Source organism: Capnocytophaga sp. oral taxon 380 str. F0488 (assembly GCF_000318255.2).
Classification (GTDB): Bacteria; Bacteroidota; Bacteroidia; order Flavobacteriales; family Flavobacteriaceae; genus Capnocytophaga; species Capnocytophaga ochracea.
The window spans coordinates 1-9,430 of the sequence record NZ_KB291230.1; the positions used below are offsets into that span (position 1 = coordinate 1).

The following is a 9,430-nucleotide window of genomic DNA, read 5'->3' on the forward strand; positions in this document are numbered from 1 at the left end:
TGGCATTATTGGCATTATTGGCATTATTGGCATTCCTGGTATTCTTGGCATTATTGGCTTTTTTGGTTTTATCAGCATTATTCCCTACCTTTGCACCCTATTAAACATCTATCCCGCTAACCATTAACCATTAACCATTAACCATTAACCATTAAATTAATCTTTTACCTTATGAACATACAATTACCTCATTCCACATTACAGTCAGGAAAACATTTGTTGCTCTCAGGCTCCAAGTCCGAAAGCAATAGAGTGCTTATATTGCAAGCGCTCTTCCCTGAACTCACTGTGCAAAACCTCTCCACTGCCGATGATACCCTACTGCTACAACAAGCTCTTAGCTCTCATACAGAAGTTGTAGACATTCATCACGCAGGTACTGCAATGCGCTTTCTCACCGCTTATTTTGCAATACAACAGGGCAAAGAAGTGCTTCTCACAGGTTCCCCCCGAATGAAAGAAAGACCCATACACCTATTAGTAAATGCATTACAACAGTTAGGTGCCGATATTACATATACTGAAAAAGAAGGATTTCCACCTATATATATAAGAGGCAAAAAGCTTATTAACAACGAAGTACATATCCAAGGCAACGTCAGCAGTCAGTACAGCTCAGCTTTATTGCTTATTGCTCCTGCTTTGCCTAACGGACTCACCTTGCATTTGGAAGGCGAAGTTACCTCTCTGCCTTATTTAAAAATGACTACCAATCTCTTAGCTCATTGTATAGGACAAGAGCAAGTGTCGTTTAAAGCCAATACTATAAAGGTAAACACAATGAACGGAAAAAACTTACTACATAACAGTTGGGAAGTAGAATCCGATTGGTCTTCCGCCTCCTATTGGTATGCTTTTGTTGCCTTATCGCCCATAGGCACCACCCTTTCATTGTCCTATTTTAAATCGCATAGCTTGCAAGGTGATAGTGCCTTAAAAACTATTTATGAGTTTTTTGGAGTGCACTCCTCATTCAAAGGTAATGAATTAACCATTGAAAAAGTAGCTGAACCTCAACAAAAGCGTTTCGAGTATAACCTAAATGCCACCCCTGATATAGCACAAACCATTGCCGTTACTTGTGTAGCAATGGGCTTAGAGTGCCATCTAACAGGCTTACACACTCTTAAAATCAAAGAAACCGACCGCCTTCAAGCATTACAAACCGAACTGAGAAAGTTAGGAGCCGATGTAAGTACTACTCACGACAGCTTGCATTTAGCACCTTGCCCACACTTGCGCTCTGGCATTAGCATTGCTACTTATAACGACCATCGAATGGTAATGGCTTTCACACCTTTGATGCTAAAAACTACCCTCGAAATAACCGATAAAGAAGTTGTGAGCAAATCCTATCCCTCTTTTTGGCACGACGTAGCACAGCTTACAGTTAAAAGATAATTGTTAAAACTTATTTTCAATCAGTAACATAAAAATCTACCACAATACGACAAAAGTATTTTTTAATCGTAAAACATTAGAAAACAATGTTTTAAACAACTAATTATCAAACACTAAAAAATAAAAACTAAAAAAAGTTGTTCTAACATAGTGTTTATTAAATAATTAATTTGTACCTTTGCACGCTGAAAGGATTTAGAGAATATTATTAATTAAACAATATAAAGATGACAAAAGCAGAAATTGTATCAAAGATTTCCGACAAGTTGGGTCTTGATAAAAACGACGTTCAACTAACGGTTGAAAACTTTATGAACGAAGTAATCAACACATTAGAAAGTGGTCAAAACGTATATCTTAGAGGCTTCGGTAGCTTTATTATCAAAACTAGAGCTGAAAAAACCGGACGTAACATCTCTAAGAATACCACTTTGAAAATTCCCGCTCATAACATTCCTGCATTTAAGCCTGCAAAAGTATTCGTTGAAGGAGTTAAAGCTAAGGTAAAAGTAGCTAAAACTGATAAAAAAGCGAAAAAATAACATTGTATTAATAAATCACAATATATTAAATAATTAAGTTATGCCAAGCGGAAAAAAAAGAAAAAGACATAAAGTGGCTAACCACAAACGCAAAAAAAGAGCGAGAGCTAATCGCCACAAAAAGAAAAAGTAGTTTTTAACTACTTTTTCGCTTTAAAGTAGTATTGTTTAACTAAAATCCAACAAAGTGGACAAAGAATTAATCATTCGTTCTGGTTCCTCTTACGTAGATTTTGCTTTGCTCAGAGACGGTAGGCTCATCGAACTTCATAAAGAAGAAGATACTAACGGCTTAGGAGTAGGAGATATAATGCTCGCTAAGGTGCGCAAACCTATACAGGGGCTCAATGCAGCTTTTGTAAACGTAGGTCACGAAAAAGACGCCTTCTTGCATTATCACGACTTAGGTCCTCAATTAGCTTCTCTACTGAAGTTCCTTAAATGGGTAATCTCTGGAAAACTAAAAGACTTTTCTCTTAAAGATTTTCCCTTAGAACCCGATATCGATAAAAATGGTTCTGTAGCCGAAACACTTAAACCTAATCAACCTATACTGGTACAGATAGTAAAAGAACCTATCTCCACCAAAGGCCCTCGTATCAGCTCAGAACTCTCTATCGCAGGTCGTTACCTCGTGCTGGTTCCCTTTTCTGACCGCATTTCTATCTCTCAGAAAATAGAAGGTAAAGCCGAGAAAGAACGCTTGCGTAAACTCTTGCAAGGCATTAAACCCAAAGGTTTTGGTGTGATTGTACGCACCGTAGCCGAAGGTAAAAAAGTAGCGGAACTCGACAAGGATTTGCAAAGTCTCTTCAATCGTTGGGTTTTGATGTGCCGAAAAATTCAAAAAGCGGTTTTTCCCTCTAAGGTAATGAGTGAAGTGAACAAAACGGGGGCTATCCTCCGCGATATGTTCAACGATTCCTTTACAGGTATTCACGTAGATAATGAGCAACTCTATGAACAGATAAAAAAATACGTACAAGAAATTGCTCCTGAGAAAGAGAATATCGTAAAACTCTATCACTCATCAGTGCCTATATTCGAAAAGTTCCATATTGAGCGACAAATCAAAACGGCTTTCGGTCGCACCGTATCGATGCCAAAAGGAGCTTACCTCGTAATAGAACACACCGAAGCCTTACACGTGATAGACGTAAACAGTGGCAACCATTCCAATAAAAATAACGACCAAGAAACCACCGCGCTATCCGTAAACCTCATCGCTGCTACCGAAATCGCACGACAACTTCGATTGCGTGATATGGGTGGTATCATCGTCGTCGATTTTATCGATATGGGCAATAGCGAAAACCGCCGTGTATTATTCGACCACTTGCGCAACGAAATGGCCGAAGACCGTGCTAAACACAAAATCTTGCCCCCGAGCAAGTTCGGTCTGATACAAATCACACGCCAGCGAGTGCGCCAAGAACTAAACATCAAAACAAAAGAAGAGAATCCAAGCAAAGAAGGCGAAATCGAAGCGCCTATCGTTCTAATTGATAAAATCAATATAGAACTTGAAAGCATTATTAAGGAGGAAGCCTATAAAGGACGTATCGTGCTAAATGCGCACCCTTTTATAGCTGCTTATTTAACCAAAGGGCTCTTTAGCTCTATCCGTTTCAAGTGGTTCTTGAAATACAAGCGATGGATAAAAATCCTACCGCGCGATGCCTATACTTATTTAGAGTATCGCTTCAAAACCAATGAAGGAACCCCTCTTTAACATTACCAAACTCGGTGCGTAGCAATACTCACCGAGTTTTTTTATTAAATAACAAATATGAAAACCATCGTCTCTACAAAAGTCTTATCCCAAGAACAGAAAGCAATCCTTTCAGTTCTTCCTATACACCTCATCGAACACAACTTTATCACTGTAAGCCCTATAACAATGAGCCTCACACCGCCCTACGACTTGCTCATTGTTACCAGTCAAAATGCAGTGAAGAGCCTATCGCAACACCCTTTGGCAACTACCTTAAAAGAGACTCCTGTTCTTTGTGTAGGTGAGCAAACTCAACAACTACTCACTCAAAACGGGTTTAATGTATTGCATTTTGCCCACTATGCCTCTGATTTGGTTCAACATTTACAGCAAAACTTAACTTCCTTAAAAAAACTTACCTCTATCGCATTCTTTGCAGGTACTCAACGCCTTAATACCCTCCCCAACTTCTTTGTTGAAAACAATTTAAAAGTAAAAGAAATCACCGCTTATAAAACTGAATATACTCCTATTGAGATAAAAGAGAACGCAAGTGCTATTCTCTTTTACAGTCCGTCGGGAGTAGAAAGCTACTGCTCGCACAATACCCTCACAGCTGAACAACAGATATTTTGTATAGGTAAAACTACCGCCGAAGCCGTAAAAAACAGATTTAAAAACCAAACTGAAAATATAATCCTCCCTCCTATTCCTACTGTGAAATCTCTTTTAGAAATAGTGTCTATAAACCTAAAATAAAAGACTATATTAAGGTAATAATCCTAAAAATAAAGAAAATAATCACTAAACATTGTTGCTCTAATTATATTTTTTTGTATTTTTGCCGATTGAGGTAGTATATTACCTAAACACTATTAACATAATAAACAGGAAAATGAGTTGCAATAGTTGCACAATCAATCATACAAAAAAAGGGTGTATATCCAACTGTCGAGCCAGTAGCTTTGGGAGTGTAAAACTCTCAGTGTTCGATTGGCTTGCTAATACTCAATTAGCTGGTGGACAAGAGTTTTTCGACTGCGTGGAAGTACGCTTTAAAAACAGTCGGAAGGAGTACTTCCGCAATGTCGACAAGCTTCCTCTGCAAATAGGAGATGTCGTGGCTACCGAAGCTCCCTCAGGTCACGATGTGGGGGTAGTAACGCTCACAGGTGAGTTGGTGCGTTCGCAAATGAAGAAGCGAAAAATAGATTGGGAAGGCGACTTGCCCCGCGTATACCGCAAAGCCAATCAGCACGATATAGATGTGTGGCAACAGTCACGTGCCAAAGAGACTGAAGTACAAAAACAATCACGCGAGTTGGCTATTGCCTTAGGACTCGAAATGAAAATCTCAGATGTTGAATTTCAAGGTGATGGCTCTAAGGCTACTTTCTATTATACAGCTGAAGGACGCGTAGATTTCCGCCAACTCATTAAGGATATGGCAAAAGCCTTTTCAGTGCGTATAGAAATGCGCCAGATAGGTTTCCGTCAAGAGGCAGCTCGCTTGGGCGGTATAGGCTCTTGTGGGCGCGAATTGTGTTGCTCTACTTGGCTTACCGATTTTAGAAGTGTTTCTACTTCGGCTGCCCGCTATCAGCAACTCTCTTTAAATCCACAGAAATTAGCAGGGCAATGTGGTAAGCTAAAATGTTGCTTAAACTTTGAGCTCGATACTTATTTAGATGCTCTGCAAGACTTCCCAAGAACCGATACAAAACTCCATACACAACGCGGTATGGCTACTTGTCAAAAGATAGACATCTTTAAGCGATTAATGTGGTTCACTTATGATGAAAACCCTATTACTTGGCACAAACTATCTGTAGATAGTGTAAAAGAAATCTTAGAAATCAATAAAAACGGCGAACCTATCGAGGAACTCGAAGAATACGCCATTGTAACCGATTTGTCTTCTCGTAAGAGTACCTCAGTATATGAGGGCATTGAACTCGCTCCGGTAGAAGAAGACAGCATCACCCGTTTCGATACTCCTAAGCGCAAAAAGAACAAACGCAACAATAAAAAGGACAATAAAGGAGGTCAAAAGAATGCTAAATCTGCTCAAAGTAACAATAATAACTCCTCTAAACAACTGAAATCACAGTCCAATCAAGGAGCTAAGAAAAACAATAACAATGCAGAAGTAGCAAACGAAAAACAAGCTCAAAAGCCACAAGCGAAACCTAAAAATACTCATTATACCAATGGGAATAACAAAAAGAACCCTAATTATAAAAACAAACAAAAAGTTAATAATAACGACAATACACCGAAAGATGAGAATTCTTAGCCTGCTAACCTTCTTTACCTTGCTTATTTCTTGCCATAGTGGGGTGGAATATAGCCAATATGTTTCCTTACCTAATGGTTGGGAACAGCATAAACCTATGTTTTTTGAATTAGAAGAAAACGACACAGTAGCAAAGAAGAACCTTTTTATAATGCTCCGAAATGACGAACATTATGAGTTCAGCAATCTGTTTCTCATTACTAAAATGGAATTGCCTAACAGCAATAAAGTAATTGTAGACACTTTGGAGTACGAAATGGCTACCCCCGAAGGTAAGTGGTTAGGCTATGGCTATTCAGCCGTAAAAGAGAGTAAATTGTGGTATAAAGAGAATTTCACATTCCCTACTAAAGGTAAATATCTCATAAAAATAGAACAAGCAATGCGAAAAATAGGCGATAACAACGGCGTGCCTGTGCTCAAAGGAATTACTGAAGTAGGATTAAGAGTTGAGGAAGTAAAAAACAGAAAGTAAACTTTCATTGATAAACTAATAAATAAGATATGAAAAAAACAAACGACACAGAAAACAATAGTCAAACCAAAAAGGGTATAAGCCCCGTCGTAAAATGGTTTTGGTATATCTTTGCTGGTGGAATTGTAGCAATTATGTTGCTGTTCTTATCAGCGTCTTTGGGACTATTAGGCGAGATGCCTGACTTCAAACACTTAGAAAATCCCGAAACCAATTTAGCTACCGAAATAATTACCGCCGATGGTAAATCCTTAGGAAAATTCTATTTAGACGAGAATCGTACCCCTATTAAGTTTAAAGATTTGCCCAAATCATTAGTCGATGCGCTTATTGCTACCGAGGACGAACGCTTTTATGAGCATTCAGGCATCGATGTACGTGGCACCTTGCGCGCAATGTTTTTCTTTGGTAGCAGAGGAGGGGCTTCAACTATTACCCAACAGTTGGCTAAACAGCTCTTCCATAAAGAAAAGAAAAGAGGCTTAGGGCGTTATACTCAAAAGATAAAAGAATGGGTTATTGCTACTCGTCTCGAGAAACAATATACCAAAGAAGAAATATTGGCAATGTACTTTAATGTCTACGACTTTAATAACAATGCCGATGGTATACGCTCAGCTGCCAAAATTTACTTCGATAAAGAACCTAAAAACCTCAAGATAGAAGAGGGGGCAATGCTGGTCGGAATGTTTAAAAACTCCGCTCTTTATAATCCAGTGAAAAATAAAGTAGGCGTCACCAATAGGCGTAATGTAGTACTTGCCCAAATGGCAAAGAACAACTACATTACTCAAGAGGAAAAAGACTCTCTACAAAAACTGCCTTTAAAAATTAAATTCACTCCTGAGAGCCATAACGACGGTTTGGCTACCTATTTCCGCGAATACTTGCGTACTTATATGAAAACCTGGATTGAAAACAATCCTAAGCCAGACGGTACCAAGCACAACTTATACCTCGATGGACTAAAAGTCTACACTACTATCGATTCTAAGATGCAAGCCTACGCTGAGGCTGCCGTTAAAGCCCATATGCAACGACTACAAAAGGCTTTCGACGCCGAAAATAACCCTAAAAAGAACCCTATGTTCCCTTTCGTGAAGGTCTCAAAAGATGAGTACGCAGCCCTAATTGAAAAGGCAATGAAAAACTCTAATCGCTGGGCTCACTTAAAGTATTTAGGCTATTCCGAAAAGGAAATCCGCGACTCTTTCTATAAAAAGACCGATATGCGCGTATTCAGTTGGAAAGGTGAGAAAGACACTGTAATGACCCCTCGCGATTCTATACTGTACTACAAGGCTTTTTTGCGCACAGGAATGATGTCTATGGAACCCCAAACAGGGCATATCAAGGCTTGGGTTGGTGGTATTAACTACAAACATTTCCAATACGACCAAGTCATACAAGGAGCTCGCCAAACTGGGTCTGCCTTCAAACCTTTTGTTTATGCCACAGCTATTGACCAGCTCCACTATTCTCCTTGTTTAGAGCTGCCCGATATACAAACTTGTGTAGAAGCCCATAAATATGGTAACCTGCAAGCGTGGTGTCCGCGTAACTCCACAGGTAACTTTACCGGTAAGATGATGACTCTCAAATATGCATTAGCAAACTCCGTAAACTCTATTACGGTGAATTTAATGGATAAAGTAGGTCCTCTTCCTGTCATTAACTTAGTGAAAAAGTTAGGGATTACTTCCAATATGCCTCAAGCTCCTTCCATCGCCTTAGGTACTGCTGATGCTACTGTTTTCCAAATGGTAGGTGCTTACGGTACTTTTGCCAATGAAGGCGTATATGTAAAACCTGTACTGATTACCCGTATTGAAGATAAAAACGGTACAGTACTCTTCGAAAATACTCCTGAAACGCACGATGTAGTAAATGCCGAAGTAGCTCGTGCGGTAGTAAATCTTTTGGAAGGTGTTACTCGCTACGGTTCAGGCGCGAGATTGCGTACCAAAGGAGCTGATAGTTACAACGCTGTATATAAAAATGTGATGACTGGCTATCCTTATCAATTTACCAATGCCATAGCTGGTAAAACCGGTACTACCCAAAACAACAGCGATGGTTGGTTTGTCGCAATGGTGCCTAATCTTGTAACAGGCGTATGGGTAGGGGGCGAAGACCGTGCAGTACACTTCCGTAGTATGGCTTATGGACAAGGGGCTACAATGGCTCTACCTATTTGGGGATACTATATGAAAAAGTGTTATGCCGATGCTGACTTAGCTGTTTCCAAAGCTGCATTCCCTGCTCCTCAGAATGTACAAATCCAAATAGATTGTAGCAAGGAGAAAGAAGAAGACTCTGGAGAAGACGATACCTCTATCGATTTTTAATCATTAAATATATTAAAAAAAGGGATATCTTCGCTTTTGCGTTGGTATCCCCTTTTTTTTGCATTGATAAATACAACCGAACTTTCTTCTTATCCCTATCTTAGCTTTAACTTACCTTCACTTTTTCTTCGCCTTTTGTTTATAATTTGTTCGTCTTTTCTTCGTTCATCGTTCGTCTTTTCTTCGTCTTTTGTTCGTTGTAGACCCACTGTAGACCCACTGTAGACCCACTGTAAACCCACTGTAAAGCCACTGTAGAGCCACTGTAGAGCCACTGTAGAGCCACTGTAGAGCCACTGTAGAGCCACTGTAGAGCCACTGTAGAGACACTCATTGTTCGTTCTTTGTTCGTCTTTTCTATAAGCTCTCTAAATCTACATTATTTAATTCTCCCGCCCCCATTTGCTAATTTGCTAATTAACTCATTTATTAATTTTAGCCGCCTGTGCGGCTCACACCGTCATTTCTTCCCTTCTCCGTCGCTACATTCTCGCTTTTCCGTCATACTCCCCCCTATTGCCTATGGCCTAAGGCCTATTGCCTATTCCTCTTTCTTTCGCCTCGAAACCTCATTTTTAGCACTTTTTAATCGTTGTATTATAGTATTAATCAACTACTTGTATACCCTTTCTATACCAATCGTCCAAGATTCGT

7 protein-coding genes are annotated in these 9,430 nt (G+C 39.5%); all 7 read left to right on the plus strand.

Translation table 11 applies throughout. The features are described 5' to 3' along the window. Window positions 1-171: 171 nt before the first annotated feature. Window positions 172-1,401, plus strand: coding sequence for a 3-phosphoshikimate 1-carboxyvinyltransferase (locus HMPREF9078_RS09705; protein WP_034543476.1), 1,230 nt, complete (start codon window positions 172-174; stop codon window positions 1,399-1,401). Window positions 1,402-1,628: 227 nt separating this feature from the next. Beyond that, window positions 1,629-1,943, plus strand: a complete 315-nt coding sequence (locus HMPREF9078_RS09710; RefSeq protein ID WP_002670816.1) for an HU family DNA-binding protein — start codon at window positions 1,629-1,631, stop codon at window positions 1,941-1,943. A gap of 187 nt (window positions 1,944-2,130) precedes the next feature. Further along, window positions 2,131-3,675, plus strand: coding sequence for a ribonuclease E/G (locus HMPREF9078_RS09715; protein ID WP_002670818.1), 1,545 nt, complete (start codon window positions 2,131-2,133; stop codon window positions 3,673-3,675). A gap of 57 nt (window positions 3,676-3,732) precedes the next feature. Continuing rightward, window positions 3,733-4,416, plus strand: coding sequence for a uroporphyrinogen-III synthase (locus HMPREF9078_RS09720; RefSeq protein ID WP_009420510.1), 684 nt, complete (start codon window positions 3,733-3,735; stop codon window positions 4,414-4,416). A 226-nt stretch (window positions 4,417-4,642) separates the two neighbouring features. Further along, entirely contained in the window at window positions 4,643-5,953 is a 1,311-nt protein-coding gene (locus HMPREF9078_RS09725; protein WP_009420511.1) for a regulatory iron-sulfur-containing complex subunit RicT, read from the plus strand. After that, on the plus strand, window positions 5,940-6,428 hold the full coding sequence (locus HMPREF9078_RS09730; RefSeq protein ID WP_009409915.1) for a gliding motility lipoprotein GldH: 489 nt from the start codon (window positions 5,940-5,942) through the stop codon (window positions 6,426-6,428). Before HMPREF9078_RS09725 ends, HMPREF9078_RS09730 begins: the two co-directional genes overlap by 14 nt. A 29-nt stretch (window positions 6,429-6,457) precedes the next feature. Beyond that, complete coding sequence (locus tag HMPREF9078_RS09735) at window positions 6,458-8,776, plus strand: penicillin-binding protein 1A (protein ID WP_009420512.1); 2,319 nt, start codon at window positions 6,458-6,460, stop codon at window positions 8,774-8,776. The last annotated feature ends 654 nt before the right edge of the window (window positions 8,777-9,430 follow it).

Bases quoted from the DNA above. Each gene is read 5' to 3' on its own strand.
- HMPREF9078_RS09705 (WP_034543476.1), top strand. From the start codon at position 172: ATGAACATACAATTACCTCATTCCACATTACAGTCAGGAAAACATTTG.
- HMPREF9078_RS09735 (WP_009420512.1), top strand. From the start codon at position 6,458: ATGAAAAAAACAAACGACACAGAAAACAATAGTCAAACCAAAAAGGGT.
- HMPREF9078_RS09710 (WP_002670816.1), top strand. From the start codon at position 1,629: ATGACAAAAGCAGAAATTGTATCAAAGATTTCCGACAAGTTGGGTCTT.
- HMPREF9078_RS09720 (WP_009420510.1), top strand. From the start codon at position 3,733: ATGAAAACCATCGTCTCTACAAAAGTCTTATCCCAAGAACAGAAAGCA.
- HMPREF9078_RS09730 (WP_009409915.1), top strand. From the start codon at position 5,940: ATGAGAATTCTTAGCCTGCTAACCTTCTTTACCTTGCTTATTTCTTGC.